The following is a 17,292-nucleotide window of genomic DNA, read 5'->3' on the forward strand; positions in this document are numbered from 1 at the left end:
ATCATCGAGAGCGAGTATATATTAAACTAGGTGCTCATTATATCCCTAACCCTGAGGATCAAAATGAAAAAAGAAATATTCATTAGTGTCGCAACCGCTTTAGTCTTAGTGTCAGGACAATTTTTCTTTAGTGATGCTTTGATTAATAACTTCATTGTACCTTCTGTTATTGAACAGCTAGAAAGTGAAGGTTATCTAAACGATGACTTGAAATCTGGAAGATACGTAAGCACAAACAAAAATGCGTTCAACTCAAATCATACGGTGGATTCAGAGATATTAATTCATCTCAAGAATAAAGAATACGTATTGCAATCTAATCTCGATACAGTGAAAGAAGATATTGAATCTCACTCAAAAACTGCTCAAGGTCGCACCCAAAATAAAATAACTAAACTATCTGGTGACCTTAAACTAATTGAGTCTAAGTATAAACGCCTAAAAAGCTCTATCAAGCTACTAGAAGCCAAGTTAGAGGGTAAATTGGCAATAGAAATATATTACCATAAGGACCCCTCTTATAAGGGTAAAATAAGACTCAATTCAAAAAATTTAGTCATATCGGATCTTGTATCCAATGGGGAAAAGTACAACATTCGATCCGGAAAAAATAACTACGAATACAAAGTGGTCCTAGAAGCACTAAAAGTTGATGGTCACTTTACTGGAAGAGCTGTTGCGAACTTATATTTTGATGACCACCATCAATTATTTCAAAATACAAAAAGTGATGGTGTCGGCTCAGCTGAAATCGAATTTAGGTAACGTTTAGTTATAAGATATCAGGTGATTTAAATGGAATTAAATCTAATCGCTGCGCTAATCGGCATATCCGGTGTTTTTCTTGGGGCTTTAGTGCAATACGTTCTTGCTGGAAAAGCCGCTGTCACAAAGAGGGTCATGGAGCTAAGAACAGACGCATATTGCAAATTCGTTGATTCCGTATCTAGTATCGCAGTATGTGAGCCATCCGAACATGCAGTTAAGTTAGAGAATCTTAATCAAGCTAAAACTAGAGTAATTTTGATAGGTAGCCAATCCGTGGTATCAAAACTGGAAGTGTTTTTTACTAGATACGGAGTTTTATCTTCAACAGAGGCAGAGCTCGCCTTTACAGAGATTATACAGGCCATGAGAAACGATTTGAGTAAAACTGGCTCTTTAGAACTCGTCAATCTTCATAGAAGCTTATTTAACGTTAAACCTTAAAGTTTTCCCTTCACCTTACTAGACCATCGCGAAGCGATAAATGAAGGTCATACTTACCGCGTGTATGGTGTCAATCGACTGTGTTGGAGTGGTGCAGTTCTTAGGCTCCAGTCAGCTTGCTGACAAGAAGAGCCGCTTCATTCTCAACTGCCTTCAGGCAGTATTCTTTAAGATCTTTACTATCTCTAACCGAAGGCGTTCTAGTCGAAGACTAGGAGAAGTAAGGGTATGGAGTCAGACTATGGAGTAGAGCTATAGAGTAAAGTATGGAGCACTTCACGGGTTAAAAAATGCACACTTCTAATTTTCAAGGCAAAAATGAGGAGTTACGGATAGAAAACTGGTCACACTGACGTGTCACAGTGGTAAAAACAGGGATGATTATCGCGCTGTGTAGCTCATCCTGAGCTTAAACCAACGCAGAAAACCCCAACTAAGGGGCATACAGATAAAGTGTCACTATATAGGGATAGGGGGCGGATTCGAATCGAACCCAAATGCAAAGTCTGGCTGAGCATTAGCCGCGGCTTTACGTTCTGCGGCCTCTTTACGTCGGCGACGTAGAAGTGTAATAGGGGTTAGGATGTACTTAATCGGCATCTTCCATTCAGTGGATTGCTTTTTAAGGCGGCTCTTAGCCTTTTTTTGGACGTCTAAGAACTTATCCAAGATACCTAGGTCTTCAAAGTATTTCAGCTCAACACGCTTAATAGACGCAAGCCCACGCCATTTCTGGATGTTGTCTTTACCTGTGTAACTTTCGCGGGGTTGCTTGGAAGATAACCACCCGCGTTTTTGAACCCACTTATGGCACTGCTTAATCCGCCAATCAGGAAGGCCTGTCATCTGTTCAAAGTGCTTCCAAGTATCCAACAAAAAGCCTTGCTGAGTACGGATTCCCAGTTTGCGCGAAACTAAGCACATTTCATTGACAACCGCGGCCATAAACAGGCATGCGTCTTTGACCATGCTTTCTTGAGTCGCTCGTCCGTTCTCTGTCAGGAACGCTACATTAGAACTAGGATGCACCGCGGTACGGTACATGATTTTTCTGTGGTACTGACAGAAGCCACGATGAGCACGACCTTTCCGGCTTTGGGCTTGTTCTGGGCTTTCTTGTGCGTCAGAGTAGCCGAGTAGGGGATCGAGTAGTTTGGTTAACGGACAACTAACCACTTGTTGATATGAGGACTCGCAGCTTTGACAAACAGCACCTATTTCATCGGCCAACTCATCACAACCGGATGTGGCACAAATATAATCTAGCTTGTTTGTATGCTGCTCGCGCTTCATCATGGACTAAGCGGCCTTATTAGCGCGTTCCAAGAACTCGTTGTGTTGTGTTGTTTGTGAGATTTCCATTGCACGATGCATGATATCGAGTGAGAGGGTTCTTACTTTTTCTTGTTGGCGCTTGGTTTGACGTGTAACTGACATAATCTTGATCCTATTTTTTTTCTCTGGTCAATACTTAGAAGCTGTTCAAATCCTTTTAATCAGATAGCCCCCGTAGCGCTTCGAATCACTTTGGGGGCTGTAAAAGGATCGTAAAGTCTCCCGACTTGACTTGTTCAAATATCACCGGCCTTCACAAAATCCACTTCAACTTGAACGAAATATATTAAATACTTTAACTCGACACATGACAACTGTTTGGATGTCGCACGCAGGGTGCAATATACTCGCCTTAGGAGGTTGAAAACATGATAACAACATTAGACTTGTTGAACCGATTAAGAGTTGAAAAACAATTACTTAGTGACCGCCAAGTTGCTAGATACTTAGATATTAGCCAAGCTTCAGTTCAAAAGTGGCGCACAGGCGGCACAATGAGTGATGATATAGCTTGTGAAATAGCAGATATGCTTAGGTTAGATGTAGATTTAACATTGCTAGCAATCATTGCCGAACGTTCTAAAAACAACCGTGCAATTGAAGCGTTAAGACGTTTAGAAGACAACCAAAAAATAGCATAATTATTTGAGACCAAAAGTAAAGGTATCTAATTGATTTAATTAGAAAAGATGCCTTTATTTTTTGCCTCTATAAGTGCGCATTATGTATGTTATGTTAAATTACGTAGTTGACATTAAAGAGTTCGACTGCACCCTTGCTCTATTCTGGTTTTATGAGTGGTTTTTATAACGACATTCAATATAATCATATTTACCATAAAATACCTAATATCTAATTAGTTCATCTAACGATGCTCAACTTAGATATTAATGTTAAAAATTACAATTTCTTTTGTAAGCGATTGTATGTCTGCTCTTCTTCACCAGGCCAAACGGTTTTACCGTAGAGGCAAGCTCTGTGTTGATTTGATCTAGGATTTTTTAATTAGAGGCAATCGTAGACTGGACCTTATTCTGATCGCTCATAGAAAATACAGCGAACTGGGCTCGCAGCCAAAGAGACATTATGCCTCGAACAAAGGCTACTTGCTCAAGAGCCGGTATAGTTGAGAAGCTCGGCCCTATTATTTTTTAGCTCGCTCAAAATCATGAGACCAAACCCAAGATTCATAGCAGCAATGATCCCAAACGAAAACGCGATTTTTTTACCAATTGAAAGGTTTTTGATATACATAAGTTACTTACCTTGTTCAGGTGCTTTTATCCTTAAAGCGAAGATCCTGAAGCGTACTCTTACAACCTAATATTGAGTGAGGTTAATCGCACTCAATATTAATCAAACACTCAACAAAGATAAGCAATGGTAGTATGGATAGCGAATCTTCTGTATATTTGCATTTATTCTTTAGTTAGTAGATGACATAAAGCACTGCCAATATCCCCTCAAAAAAACATCTTTTTATTGACTTAAACCTGTGTAATTAAAGGGCATATTTCAGTGTTTATCTGCCACAATTCATAGTTCCCTACTTTTCCCGATAAGGTCTATAAATTTCTCCTACTGTCAAATGTATTCACTCTAAAACATGTAAACCCACAATATGCAAAGACGTACATTTCTTAAAAGCTTGGCTGGAGCTGCGTTTGTACCCAGTCAATTGTTTGCTTCTACAGGGCCTGAAAGCTTTCTGTTTCCTGAATCTATTATGCACGCTAACTTCACCCCTTCTAACGGGGAGCTGCATTTATTATATGGGCAACTGCCTGATGACATTACAGGCCATGTTTTTTTTGCTGAAGGCATTCCTCTTGAGCAAGATCATCTAACTCCTAGCGGTAGAGGTGCGTTGAGTCGAATTGATTTTTCACCAGAGAAATCGTCGTTTATTCGCAAAATGATCGATACTCCTTCAGCAATTATGCAAAATCATATTGATTACTGGCCCGATAAATTCAGCCTCCTCGGAGGTATGGCTTACCATAGCCCTACTATGGGGTTTGTAAATTATTGCAATACTGCGCCTAACTACCTTGGTGACAATAGATTTGCACTCAGTTATGAGGGCGGTGTTCCTTATGAGTTTGATGCCATGACTCTAGATCTTATTACACCAATTGGTCATTACGATGAGTGGCAAAGTAGCCTACCTCCGTGGATGGACGCTTTGACACCTGATAAATGGCTATTTCCACAAGTACGTACCACAGGGCACCCCTACTTCGATCTCGATTCAGATGAATGCTATACCATTAATTATGGTGGAAATGTCTCAAATACAGGTACAAAGGATGGCTTCATCCGTCTGTTAAAATGGGATAAACAAAGTAAGCTACGTGGTTGGAGAGTTGTCGGCCGTGATGGCCGACCAGCATTTATTGCCTCAACAGCACACTCGTTGGGAGTGACACGTAACCACGTACTTATTTTCGAAACAGCCGCTCAAGTTGAGCCACTAAGAATGATTGGTATTCGCTCCGTCTACGCTCAGCAGCATCGAACGCCTGTTTGGGTAATCCGTAAAAAAGACTTACAGGAAAGACGTGACATTGTCACGGCTGATTATATTGAGCTCGATTTTGATACCTCAGATGTAATGTGTAATTACGATGATCATGAAAATGAAATCACTATTTACGGCCAATACCTAGGAGCGATGGATAAATCAGAGCCCCAATATATTAGAGATAAGTTATTGTTTGGTGGACGAGTAGCTAATAATCTAGCGGGTTATCCAGCTGCTCCTGTCGATGTTGGAGGGCTTGTGCGGGCAAGAATTCAGGTTAGAGGTAACTCTGTAAATGAAATCAAGAGTGATTTCAGGCTTATTAGAGATGACCAACTTTTTTGGGATATGAATGACCCTGCCTATCGAGGGCATTTTCAGTTTCCAGAGCAATTTGACCATATTTATTGGGCTGCGGTCGGCTACAGAAAGGGGCATGTCATAGAACGTGTTGCAGACGCTTATGAGGATTACCCTAATCGGTTTTTCACTAATAGCTCATTACCACAACAGGATCAGCCTTCAGCATTAATACATATGGATTGTCGTCAGATGTCTGTAACCGACGCCTACCAGTTTCCTGCTGACTGTGTAATGAGAACTCCACAGTTTATGGCCAAACCTAATAGCCATGGACAAGATCAAGGGTATGTTTTTACTGCTGTGGTGCGTAAGAACCCAAGCAATAATACTGGTAACGGCAAAGAGATATGGCTGTTTGATGCGCAAAATCTCGCCCAAGGACCTTTAGCTATATTAGGTCACCCAGAATTGAACTTTGCTACCACTAATCATGCACTTTGGGTCCCCAGTATTGGCCCAAGGCCGATGAATGCTTATAAAGCTGACATCGCAGAATTTTTTACTCGTCGAGCTCCCAAGCATCGTCGTGCTGTTCGTCAAGTGATTGAGCAGCAAATCCTACCCAGATTTGGCTGATGTATTTATAACGTTAAGTTTGAAATTGTAAATGCCCAATGGAACTAAGCTTAAAAAGGAATATTTGATGAAAGTTAAAACTTTAGCGTTAAGTACAACGTTAATATTAGCCGCTTTTGGAACAGCATATGCTCTACAAAGCGAAGAACCTGAAAATGAGATTTCTAACTACCAAGGAACTCATACCTGTTATCCGGAGGTTATCTATGACCCTCATTCAATTGAGGGAGTACAAGAGGTTGTTAAAGATGCCCTAATGCGAGGAAAGAAAGTCATGACGGGGAATCGTAAGTTTGCTAGTCAAATTGATGCAGCTTGCGCGGGTAATGGACAGGTACAATTAACCCTTAAAAATATGGATAAAATCGTTCATTTCGATGCGAATAGTCACCGCGTTACTGTTGAAGCCGGAATGAGATTTAATGATTTAAATTATTTTCTTCGTGAGCAAGGTTATGCTATCAACATGGTCACGGAGCTGGCTATTTTCACCATAGGCGGAATGCTTGGTAGTGGTACTCATGGCTCTACTTTGGAAAAACCAAGCAACATGCTCGCTGACTATGTAACACAAATTAAAATTGTCGACGGTGAAGGTAATGTCCGTATTTTGAACGGAGATTTACTTGATGCCGCACGAGTCAATTTGGGTGTATTAGGTGTGGTCGTTGAAGTAACTCTAGCGATAGAAGATGCGTTCAAAGTTAAAGCGGAAGTAACAGGATACCGTGACGACAGTGGACTAGAGGATAACGTAATAGATATCGCTCGAAATAATTATTCTGCTAACATTGCTTGGTTCCCAGGCCTTGGCAGATATACCACGACTCTCTACAATCCCGTGCCACTTGAAACTCAAGGACAAGCATACAATGCTCAGGCCGATGTCTCGGACGCAGAAGAATTTTTCTTTGGCTTATTGTTCAACGCGGCGCATGAATTCCCAGGAGCAGGCTTGCAATGTCTTGCAGCCACCGCTCGCTATAACGCCCGAGCCAAATCCTATTTCAAAGATAGTATCACAGGTAAAAAAGTTGACAATCCTGTAGGCTTTTCGGATCAAATGCAATATTTCAAATGTAAAGATCCTAATAAGTGTATCTGGGATAGACTCCCTATTGCCCTTCAAGAAGTGGCAATTGATATTGAGCGACTACCTGATTGGATAAGTGACGTAAGAAAGATTGTTGCGGAGCACCCTAGGACTTGTTTTCCGCTAAATGGTATTTATTTTCGATTTGGAAAAGCATCGAACAGCTATCTAGGAATGAGCTCTGGGCGTGAAAGTGCTTTTGTCGGTATTGAATATACGCTGAGACAAGAAGGTAAAAAAGAGCCCAAAAATTACTTCGTCAACCTTGAAATCGAGCAGATGTCACTACGAAAATATAATGCTCGTCCTCACTGGGGGAAAAACTCAATCGCGATATTTGAGGATATGCCTTCTCGATTTCCAATGTGGCCCGAGTTTTTACAGGCCAAAGCTGAGTTGGACCCTCACAATGTGTTCACCAATCCATTCTGGGAGCGAGTTAGTGGTGATATACCAATGGAGGACTATTTGACACCAGAATGTAATGTTCGCGGCGAATGTTACTGTCAGGAAGATGAGCACTGCCAGTCAGGTAGTCAATGCCAAGAAGGACTTTATTTCAACCAAGCGCGTATATGTCGCAAGTAGGATTTAATGATCAGCCGTAGTGGATGTACGGCTGATTCCTAGTTCGTCAACTTTTAATGAAATTAACGGAACATTTGATTATGAGTTTTAAAGTCATACCGACTATTTTTATAACTATTTTCACCTTATTTTGCTCAACGTTGCATGCCACTACATTGGATGATCTTAGACCACATGCCCCAAGCTCGGATAAAACATGGGCAGAGCAATGGTTTTACAATATTGCGGTACCAGATGTCGGCTATTTTAAAATAAGTTTGCAAACATACATTGCTCCAAATTTTAATACTCCCACTCCTAAGGCTTATGTTCATTTAGCTTTCACCCCACTCAATGGCAAAACTGTAAAATACGATATTTTTCGAGATGATCTTATCTTAAAGGGATTTAATGATGTTGAGCAGTTTCACTATGAAATTCCCGGAGTAGTGATGGCCAACCAAGATCAGCTAGAAGTTACTTATAATGATTTTAATTTTACCATGAGATGGGATGGTGAACATGCTTACTACTGGCGAGGTTCAAACCCTGGGCAGACACCATTTGGTATCATCCCAGAAATACCTGGGGTTGGAGGAAAGTGGTTCCTTTACACTGTTGGGACGCCGATTCAATACACTTTTTCTGATGGTATACGTTCACTATTTGGTTCAGGTCATGCGCAAGTTGATAAAGGTTGGTATGACAAGGAATCAAGCGCGGGTATGATATACAGCATGGGACTATCTGATGAGCTCTACTATATGTTTACAGGTGCTAAGGTCGGTACATCTAACATTGAACTTTGGGCTGGTAGGTATATTTCTGACAAGTATGACCTCATCTTCTATCCTGCAGTTGGCAACCTATCGGTGAAGCGCGAGTATGATTCTTGTACAGGCTATTTCAAACTCGAGATGAATAAAATACGGTATAAGATGATTATGGAAATAACATCGCCATTTGAGAGTTTTTATCCTTTGGAGTTTCCTTCAGTCATCATCTTTGGTGGGGAACAAAAATATATGAAATCAATGATGGCAAATGTTCAATTCTCTCTTTACGAATTCGGCCAATTAGAAGAGTCTATTTCTATGGACCAAGCGTTATTGGAATTCAGTGGTCCATTTTATTGTGACGCACTACCTAATTAAACCATAGAGCAGACAGCGGAAAGTATGCTTTCCGCTTCTCCTACATAAATGTATAACCTGAAATATAAGTAGTATATAAGCCAAACATTAGAGGATACTAAGCTACATTTTCAAATAACTCATTAGTGTAGAATACGATTCCATCTTGACTAACTAGTAACTCTCCTCTGGCAACACATTGACCATTTGAAATAAGTTTACTTTCTGCTTCACAAATTAAATCTGCTTCGAATTCCTGATTAGTATCAAGTAACATTATATCTTGTAAGTCCATATCAAGAGTCGCGATCTGAACGTAGCTGACTTGCTCTGATAGAGAATAAGGAGCATATATGTTACGCACAAACCAACTCTTTTCTTCATGATATTGAACACTTGCAACGGGCTTTCCCCACCACAAAATTGCTGTGCCTGTATCTGGGTTGTGGCCATCTTTCAACCATATCCCCTCACCTTCCAACGCTGGTTTAGGATCAAGCATATAACCAGATATTAATGGTACCTTGACTTTAATAGGGGGAGCAGAATAGGTAGTCCAGCTGACTGTAAGGCGTTTTATCCACGCTGACGAAAAGCCCACCAGGACAAATTGATAACCGTCACACTGAACCACCGGATATATATCACTTGGTAAACTAGTAGCCTCTCCTTGAGTATTAATGTCTCTGACAAATGGAACACTCACTATAGAAAAAACGCCTGCAATCATTGCTGGCATTAAGTCATCAGGAACTGTACTCAATGATGAAATTTGCATGACAGCCGCAGCCCAGTCAGAGTGGCTACACCAAATTCCACTTTTAGCATCCCCACGATATGGCCAAAACGTTCCTTCTTGCTGATTAACTTTCTGAAGGGACAAGTAACAATTCTGATTGGTCAAACCCGAGCCTATGACTTTTGCCAAATCAATTAAGTTATTCATAATTTATTATCTCCATTTTAAATGGGATTTTTGATTGAGATAAACGAGCGGAAATCTTGGGCGTCATACGTGTAATGGCTTCATTTTGTTTGTTATTTTTAGGCTTTAGTCTCAGTATAACAATCTGGTTTTCCCATGAAGCAGTAATAGTTAACCCCATCATTGGTCCATTCAACAAACGAAATGTAAGGCTATTTTCGCCCCTTAGTATCTCAGTATTTCGCCATCTCACTATGTGATTAACTTCAGACAGTTGATTCACAACTGACTGAGTCAAACTAGTAGAAAGTTCATTTTTACCATCGCGTTTATCTATTCCATCTCTACTGGCAAATAAAGAAAAAAACTTTTGTCGTAATTCAGGATCAGAATCTCGCCTAGAAGTTACACCTTCAATACGCCAACTTCGTGAAGAACATGGTTCAATTTTATTACTCATTTAGGACCCCTTTTAGCTTTTCTTGCCCCTTAATTAACACTGATTTCTGACGGACTAATTCAGCTTTTTCAGTATCAAGTTGCTCAACACGTCGATCCCAATAATCTATTTTCTCGGCTCTCGCCCTTTCCTGTGCATATTGGCTACGCCTATCACTAAGCAACTGATTAAGCTCATTACGGCTTAGTGGCTGTTGAGGGTGCTCTGAAATAACAAGTAACTCTCGAGACTCAGACCATAATTGATAAGCGATTTGACGCTCATTTTTACAGTTAATTTGTTCTTCATCTAGTTTATTCCACCGGATTTGTAGCCTTTCTTCTTTACGTTTACGAAGAGCAATAAGCTGCTTTATAAACGTATTTTCTTCGGGAGTGAGTAACATAACTCGTTAACTCGCACATAAATAATTCAAATTATTTAACGTATCTTTAAACTGTGCCACCTCAGTAGTTTCTTGACACAGAAACCGTTCTATTTCAGAAAATTTATCCACAGCTTCATCTGTCATCGGATCTTGGCCACGTTGATATTCTCCAACTCGAATTAACAGCTGAACATCTTGATACAAAGCAAGCAGATGTCTTACATGTTTTGCGTCATTTTTGTGCTGCGCAGTTACAATCTGATCCATAACCCGGCTTACACTTGCGTTAACATCAATTGCTGGGTAATGGCCAGCACCAGCAAGTTTACGTGATAAGACAATATGACCATCTAAAATAGAACGCACTTCATCAGCAACAGGTTCATTCATATTGTCACCTTCAACCAATACTGTGTATATCCCTGTAATACTCCCTACTGGGGAAGGACCTGCACGTTCAAGTAGTGAAGCTAATTGAACAAATACACTAGGCGGAAAGCCATTTGCTACAGGAGGTTCTCCCGCAGCCAGGCCTATCTCTCTTCCTGCTCGTGCAAAACGAGTCACCGAGTCAACCATTAGTAATACATTGCCACCCCGATCCCTAAAAAATTCAGCAATTGTTGTTGCTGTTAATGCTGCTTTCATGCGCTCAAGAGGTGGTTTGTCAGACGTTGCTACTACAAGCACTGTCTTTTTTCTTACTTCAGGGGGTAAACAATATTCAATAAATTCACGAACTTCTCTGCCTCGTTCTCCAACCAATGCTAAAACGATGACATCAGCTTCACAGTTTCCGGCAAGCATTCCTAAAAGGGTACTTTTTCCTCCACCAGCGGCGGCAAAAATACCCATCCGCTGTCCGACACCCAAAGTTAGTGTCGAGTCTATTGCTCTAACTCCTGTTCGCATCACTTTGCTAATGAGTTTACGTTTAAGCGGATCTGGTGCTTCTCCTTGATTATCACGCCATTGACCTAACCAATCTTCTTGCTCCATTGGTCGACCTAGCCCATCCACAACTCGTCCTAAGAGCTCTGAACTAACTTTCACTCTGTGTCCGTGCCCCAGAGGTTCAACATGCATTTCAATACCAATACCTGTTGTACTTTGAAATGGAGAAAGCCACGCTTCCTCCCCTTTAATTGCGACTACTTCAGCTTGAAGATGACTACCTATTAAACAAAGCTCTCCCAATTTAGCTTCAGGTAAGGTCGAACGAATTAAAGTCGATGTAACTTCGAGGATTTTACCGAAACGACGAAAAGGCTTCGCATCAGGTAACGCGGGAAAAAGCTCTTTCTCAAGTGTTTCTGTCAATTGAGTGCTATCCGGCAATTGCATTTGGGACCTCCGCTAAAATATCAACCTGTGCAATAACTTTAATGCTTGCATCTTCACCAATTTCTTGAAATGAAAGTACAGGCGTCATTGGCATTGATGGTTCAATAATCTTTCTCAGGAATCGTCTTACATCTAAAGATGTAGATACAACGCATGGGATATGATTGGGTAACTTATCTTTAATCAAAGCAATGATTTTTTGTTCATCTTCAGGATCAAGAGCACTATATGACCCAACCGCAGACTGGCGTATCGATTCACGAATCTGATTTTCTATTGCATCACCAATTAAAATCATTGGTATCCAACCTTCTTTGGCAGTGAACTTACGCCTGATATGTCTTCTTAAAGCTACGCGCACATACTCTGTTAACATAATCGTGTCTTTTTCTTTAGATGCCCATTCAACTAGTGTTTCAAATATTGTTCGCAGATCTCGAATAGATATATTCTCTTCTACAAGACGTTGTAATATTTCTGTTATTTTGCTTACTGGCAATAACCGCTGTAACTCCTTTACCAGCTCAGAGTAACGCATCTCCATAGAATCCATAAGATAACGAGTTTCCTGTACACCAAGGAATTCTTTTGCATAGTGCTGTGTAGCAGCTTCAACAAGATAGTTAGCTATTTCATTACCTTGATAATATTCGACCCCAGACTGCTCAATATTCGCCATAGAATCGAATGAATACCAATGCAATATTTGCTGGTTAAAAGCCAATTTGCTTTGTTGACCTTCTATTCCATCAATCTTTGTCAAAACTAACAGTGTTTGTTCTGGAATATTGAGCTTGACGATTGGCTCTTGGTATAGGAACAATTCAAATTCATCACTTTTTTCATTTCGTAAGATCTGGAGCTGAATTTCCGGTAGTGGCAATCCAAGCTTTTCGAATAATTTCCATCTAAGAGTCTGTAACGATTTGGCGAGATTATCTTCCATAACCTTACTACCTATCGCTAGCATTAAGGGCACAGCGCCTGGTGTCATCTCTTGATCATTACCTTCATCTTTTGCCGCCGGAGATGAAAATCCTTGGTTATTTTCTTTGCTCTTATTTTCCCGTGTAATCCAAAACGAAGCTCCCATAACAGCCATGCCTAGTGGCGCAAATACAAACCAAGGAAATCCTGGAATAATGGCAAATACAAACATTACTGCAGCTGCCATTTGAAGTGAAGAAGGTTGGCGGCAAATTTGTTCGACAAGCTCATTAGCAAGGTTATTTTTTGTTTCACCAGGAACACGCGTGACAATTAAGCCTGCTGTAATTGAGATAAGAAGCGAAGGAATTTGAGCTATAAGTCCATCGCCCACAGATAAAATAGCATACGTACTAATTGCCTCAGATGCAGACATATTATGTTGTAATACACCTACTGCAATACCACCAAAAATATTTGTTAAAATAACGATAACACTTGCAATCGCATCACCTTTAACAAACTTCATCGCACCATCCATTGCACCATAAAGTTGACTTTCTTTTTGAACCACAGAACGCTGACGTTTCGCTTCTTTGGCATCGATGATTCCAGCACGCATATCACCGTCGATACTCATCTGTTTGCCTGGCATCCCATCGAGAGAGAATCTTGCACTTACCTCAGCTACACGCTCTGAGCCTTTAGTAATTACAATAAACTGAACTATGGTAATGATGGCAAAGACAATGATACCAACTGCGAGATTGCCTCCTACCACAAAGTCACCAAAGGTGTAGACGATTTCACCAGCATCATGCTGCAGCAAAATTAATCGACTAGTGCTAATAGTCAATGCTAAACGATACAGAGTTGTTATCAATAACATTGAAGGAAATGCGGAAAACTCGAGTGGATCTCGAATATAGATTGCTATCATCAGTAAGATAATCGACATACCAAGATTAAGAGCAATCAATACGTCGACCAATGTAGTCGGTAGCGGTAGAATCATCATGAAAACCGCAATAATTAACATCGCACTTAAAACAATATCTTGCCTACCAGCAGCTTTAGCCAGCCAACGAGTTGCTACTGACATACGTTCTTTCCTCCCACAAGCTGTATAAGAAACTCACGTTGTTTCTTACATACCCAAAACCACTGACGTGCATCAAATTGAGATGGACACAATGCGCTTATAAAAAGTTTATTTTTAATAATGAATAAGCGTTGAGGTAAGCCCTTAAAGCGTTCTGGTTGATTTTGTTTAAGGGCGTAATCTAATTCCAGGCTATCAATTTCAAGTAGCCATGAGGTTAGCATCAAGCGCTCACCTATCACTTCAAGTCTCAAACCATAAGGTGATTGATGTATCTCGAGGATTTCGGCTACCTCTGTTTGAGGAAGCCGAAGTAAAGAAACCAGTTGCTCTACGTTTCTTAACACTTGTAGGTCCATAATCACTCCTATCTAGCCTATAACCATATGATGTCGTGATTTGGATTAGAAAAATATCAGGTCTACACCTGAAAATAGCCCCAGACTATGTTGGGGCAGAGATCGCTAGGTAACGGCATACTTTGCTATGAATTTCATAATATCATCATAACACTCGTACCATTTGGCTCGGTCGATAGTTTGTGGCGTAATAGCTTGTGCAGACGCGACATCTTTTTCACGTATTTTTTTATATTGACTCGCTAAACCTGTATCTATCTCCTTAGCAGCTTTAATAAACTCATCACGCAGCGATTGTTCTTGTTGTTCAACCGGTACAGCATTGAGATCAAGTGACTTTCCAGTATCTTTAAGTGAACTTCTAAGCAACTCAATCAAGTGCTTACTATTTGACTTAGATCCCAACCGTTTAAGTGCTTGGTCAATACGTTGTTGAGTCATTTTCTGTCTGGCTATTTCATTAGCATTATTCATTCCCAGAAAATCACTGGCTACTATGATATTTATCACTCTTCTAGCAAAGTAGCCCCCCATACACATTGATCCAAACCCGGCAAGAACTGCTACTGCAAAAGAAATGCCTGCAGTACCGACAATGGAGATAACAACAAGTGCTGAAATTGTAGCTGTACCGATGGATAGTGCGGTAGTAGTTATCACAGCAAAAAATTTTGCTTTCCAATCCATCTCAGACCATGTATTACTCACACTCTGCCAAATGCGACGTATTATTCCTAACTTATTATTTTTAAAACAACCTTTTGAGAGCTCTTCAATATTTTGTAACGCCTGACGTTGTATCGAATAACATTCGATCAGCTGCGCACAATTTTTATAACATTCTGGTTTTATTATTCCTTTCATCAGTGCATTAACCATGACTTCAGTAGTTCTTTGTTGAGTAACAATATTCGCCACTTTATTTTCAGACCATGATTGCACCATGCTATCCAACATTTTTTCCATTGGTTGAGCAATAGCGACTGCTGGCATTAAAGCGGATACAAGTAATCCTGCACCATTAGCCATGACGCTTCCTCCAGTAAGCCCTTTCATTGCAGCAGCCATATAGGGTGCACTCTGAGCAAGGTGCAGTAATGCAATCATCTCTGGAGTCATGAATAAAGTCCCTTGGCTAGGTAAATACTCTCGGTGTCCTTGAAGGATATCCTTGACCTGTTTTTCAACCGTCCCAGCACTCCATATGGTTGAAGCCGTCGTAGCTAAGTCGTTACCAAACCAGCAACTGTTTGTGCCAATTATTTGAAATGCATGGGTTAGATTACCAGCAAAAACTTGTGACTCAATTGAGTGAGATGTAGCCCAGTAGTGTAAATCAACAAAAACTTTTTTAACACCACTATAGCTACTCGTTTCCTGACTAGACGATAACCTTACAAAGAGTTTTTTGTACGCTTCCGTATAACTATTTATACCAGACTTGGCCATCTGACGATCTAAAAGTAGTATGCTCTTGTCAGGACGATAATCCCCTGACAAACTACCTGAGACATTCTGTTTGACCCATGCAGCCCATGATTCAAGACTGTTCCCACTAACATCCGGATAACCTTTTTTCTGTTTTACCTGTCGATCAAACTGAGTCAACTGTAGTAATCGTCTTTGATAATCATCATCGAGAAAATTAATCTCTTCATTAATTAACTCTATGCTCGATTTAATATGACTGCACTCTTGCTTTTTTAGTTTGCTTTGAAGGTCCGTTCGCTCTTTGACTAACTCTCTAACCCTCTCATTGTTTGTTCGCAAAGGAGGTAGAAACGACAGGAAACCCTTTAAATTTATACGCTTAGCAATAGAAACTATAGTATGATCTAACATGGTTTCTATTCGGATTAACTTATTACCCAATAGTACTTTGGTATCCAGTACTTGCTGCACAGCGTAACAGTGCCTCTGTAGCTCAGTGAAGCACTCTAATTGCTGCTTTGCTTTACGACTTATCGATACGACCTGATTTGTTACCTCATGACCTACAGCCTTGATCTGATTTAGTAGTACTTCTAAGGCAGTGACATAAGCTAATAGTGCAGATTTTTTTTCTTCTATGTAATCCGAATAACTTGGAAGATTTTGGATAATACTATCTACTAGTCGATTGCTTTCAACATCAGAGTAAATATCAACCCCAGCATTATTGTTTAATTCATAACTAACGGTATTTCGTTGGTCAAGCCAAAATACACGATGCTGCGCTTGGACAACATTTTGAGCTATTTGTTGAATATCGTTAATCGGTTGATATTCTTGCAATTCTTTTTTAACAATAGTGTTGAAGTTAAGATCATCGTAATCTTTATAGTCGCTTGGTACCAATTTATCATTTTTTGATACTTTCCATTCCTGCCCAGTAATAGCCCATATAGTTGCTTCAAACTGATCTTCTTGGTTAGCATCCGAATCCATTAATTGCTGAAAATAGTCCTTAAATACAGCTGCACCAAAATGAAGATTACTCATCTTCCTAGAGAAATCTAAACGTTCATCTATACCATTTTGTTCATCACTTAATTGTACTTGGCTTTTTCTCAATGCTTGTGTGATAAGTTGAATTGCACCAAGCTGCGCTTTTTGCTCTGATTTTGGGAATGAAACTTCCACACTATCGCCAAGTGTAGGAATTTTTTCAGCCAATATTTCTGAGAGTATTCGCATATTTGCCATCGACATATCCGAGGCATACTGAACAAGCTTTTCAGATAAACAATTGGCTAGGTTTTCACTATTCAATTCTGGACACTCAATAATTAAGTCAAAGCATAGCCTTGCCATCTCTAGTGTCATCGATGATTTAAGTGCTACTGATGATGATGAATAAAACTGTTGAAATGCCTTATACTCATTCGAATTAACCTTCCAATCATTTTTATATTCTTCAACAAGTGTTAATGCAGAGTCAACTTTATCTAAATCGCTATTTGGCGCGGTAGTTTGGCACTCATCAAATAGCCGACGAAGCAGTAATTCATGATTCATTTTTGTTCTCT

15 protein-coding genes are annotated in these 17,292 nt (G+C 40.1%); 6 read left to right on the forward strand and 9 right to left on the reverse strand.

Translation table 11 applies throughout. The features are described 5' to 3' along the window. Positions 1-63: 63 nt before the first annotated feature. On the forward strand, positions 64-765 hold the full coding sequence (locus OCV27_RS07760) for a hypothetical protein (RefSeq protein ID WP_125321557.1): 702 nt from the start codon (positions 64-66) through the stop codon (positions 763-765). Positions 766-795: 30 nt separating this feature from the next. Beyond that, on the forward strand, positions 796-1,209 hold the full coding sequence (locus OCV27_RS07765; RefSeq protein WP_125321555.1) for a hypothetical protein: 414 nt from the start codon (positions 796-798) through the stop codon (positions 1,207-1,209). A 459-nt stretch (positions 1,210-1,668) separates the two neighbouring features. Here OCV27_RS07765 and OCV27_RS07770 read toward each other — a convergent pair whose 3' ends face one another. Together OCV27_RS07770 and OCV27_RS07775 are read right to left on the reverse strand one after the other, a co-directional pair. Next, entirely contained in the window at positions 1,669-2,505 is an 837-nt protein-coding gene (locus tag OCV27_RS07770; RefSeq protein ID WP_337969036.1) for a hypothetical protein, read from the reverse strand. A gap of 3 nt (positions 2,506-2,508) precedes the next feature. Next, entirely contained in the window at positions 2,509-2,646 is a 138-nt protein-coding gene (locus OCV27_RS07775; RefSeq protein ID WP_185759789.1) for a hypothetical protein, read from the reverse strand. A 266-nt stretch (positions 2,647-2,912) separates the two neighbouring features. On the opposite strand from OCV27_RS07775, the gene OCV27_RS07780 reads away from it, so the two are divergent. The 4 genes from OCV27_RS07780 to OCV27_RS07795 all read left to right on the forward strand — a co-directional run bounded on the left by OCV27_RS07780 (position 2,913) and on the right by OCV27_RS07795 (position 8,821). Beyond that, positions 2,913-3,185: a helix-turn-helix domain-containing protein gene (locus tag OCV27_RS07780; protein ID WP_125321622.1), complete on the forward strand. Its 273-nt coding sequence runs from the start codon at positions 2,913-2,915 to the stop codon at positions 3,183-3,185. A 980-nt stretch (positions 3,186-4,165) separates the two neighbouring features. Then, the gene (locus tag OCV27_RS07785) at positions 4,166-6,007 is read left to right on the forward strand and encodes a carotenoid oxygenase family protein (protein WP_125321620.1); all 1,842 of its coding nucleotides are present in this window, start codon (positions 4,166-4,168) and stop codon (positions 6,005-6,007) included. Positions 6,008-6,074: 67 nt separating this feature from the next. Further along, positions 6,075-7,688 (forward strand): D-arabinono-1,4-lactone oxidase, encoded by a 1,614-nt coding sequence (locus OCV27_RS07790; RefSeq protein ID WP_125321618.1) that lies wholly within the window; start codon positions 6,075-6,077, stop codon positions 7,686-7,688. Positions 7,689-7,768: 80 nt separating this feature from the next. Further along, positions 7,769-8,821, forward strand: coding sequence for a hypothetical protein (locus tag OCV27_RS07795; protein ID WP_125321616.1), 1,053 nt, complete (start codon positions 7,769-7,771; stop codon positions 8,819-8,821). A 97-nt stretch (positions 8,822-8,918) separates the two neighbouring features. On the opposite strand, the gene OCV27_RS07800 is transcribed toward OCV27_RS07795, so the two are convergent. The 7 genes from OCV27_RS07800 to OCV27_RS07830 all read right to left on the reverse strand — a co-directional run bounded on the left by OCV27_RS07800 (position 8,919) and on the right by OCV27_RS07830 (position 17,281). Beyond that, entirely contained in the window at positions 8,919-9,746 is an 828-nt protein-coding gene (locus OCV27_RS07800) for a hypothetical protein (protein ID WP_125321615.1), read from the reverse strand. After that, positions 9,739-10,185: a hypothetical protein gene (locus OCV27_RS07805; protein ID WP_125321613.1), complete on the reverse strand. Its 447-nt coding sequence runs from the start codon at positions 10,183-10,185 to the stop codon at positions 9,739-9,741. The genes OCV27_RS07800 and OCV27_RS07805 overlap by 8 nt, the downstream gene beginning before the upstream one ends. Further along, positions 10,178-10,570, reverse strand: a complete 393-nt coding sequence (locus tag OCV27_RS07810; protein WP_125321612.1) for a hypothetical protein — start codon at positions 10,568-10,570, stop codon at positions 10,178-10,180. The genes OCV27_RS07805 and OCV27_RS07810 overlap by 8 nt, the downstream gene beginning before the upstream one ends. Positions 10,571-10,576: 6 nt before the next feature. Further along, positions 10,577-11,896, reverse strand: a complete 1,320-nt coding sequence (locus tag OCV27_RS07815) for a FliI/YscN family ATPase (protein WP_125321610.1) — start codon at positions 11,894-11,896, stop codon at positions 10,577-10,579. Further along, positions 11,880-13,925: an EscV/YscV/HrcV family type III secretion system export apparatus protein gene (locus tag OCV27_RS07820; RefSeq protein ID WP_125321608.1), complete on the reverse strand. Its 2,046-nt coding sequence runs from the start codon at positions 13,923-13,925 to the stop codon at positions 11,880-11,882. Before OCV27_RS07820 ends, OCV27_RS07815 begins: the two co-directional genes overlap by 17 nt. Beyond that, positions 13,916-14,284, reverse strand: coding sequence for a hypothetical protein (locus tag OCV27_RS07825; RefSeq protein WP_125321606.1), 369 nt, complete (start codon positions 14,282-14,284; stop codon positions 13,916-13,918). Before OCV27_RS07825 ends, OCV27_RS07820 begins: the two co-directional genes overlap by 10 nt. A gap of 105 nt (positions 14,285-14,389) precedes the next feature. Next, a complete protein-coding gene (locus OCV27_RS07830) occupies positions 14,390-17,281 on the reverse strand; it encodes a hypothetical protein (RefSeq protein WP_125321604.1) in 2,892 nt (963 codons plus the stop codon). Positions 17,282-17,292: the final 11 nt, after the last annotated feature.

This window comes from Vibrio pectenicida, from assembly GCA_024347015.1.
Classification (GTDB): domain Bacteria; phylum Pseudomonadota; class Gammaproteobacteria; order Enterobacterales; family Vibrionaceae; genus Vibrio; species Vibrio pectenicida.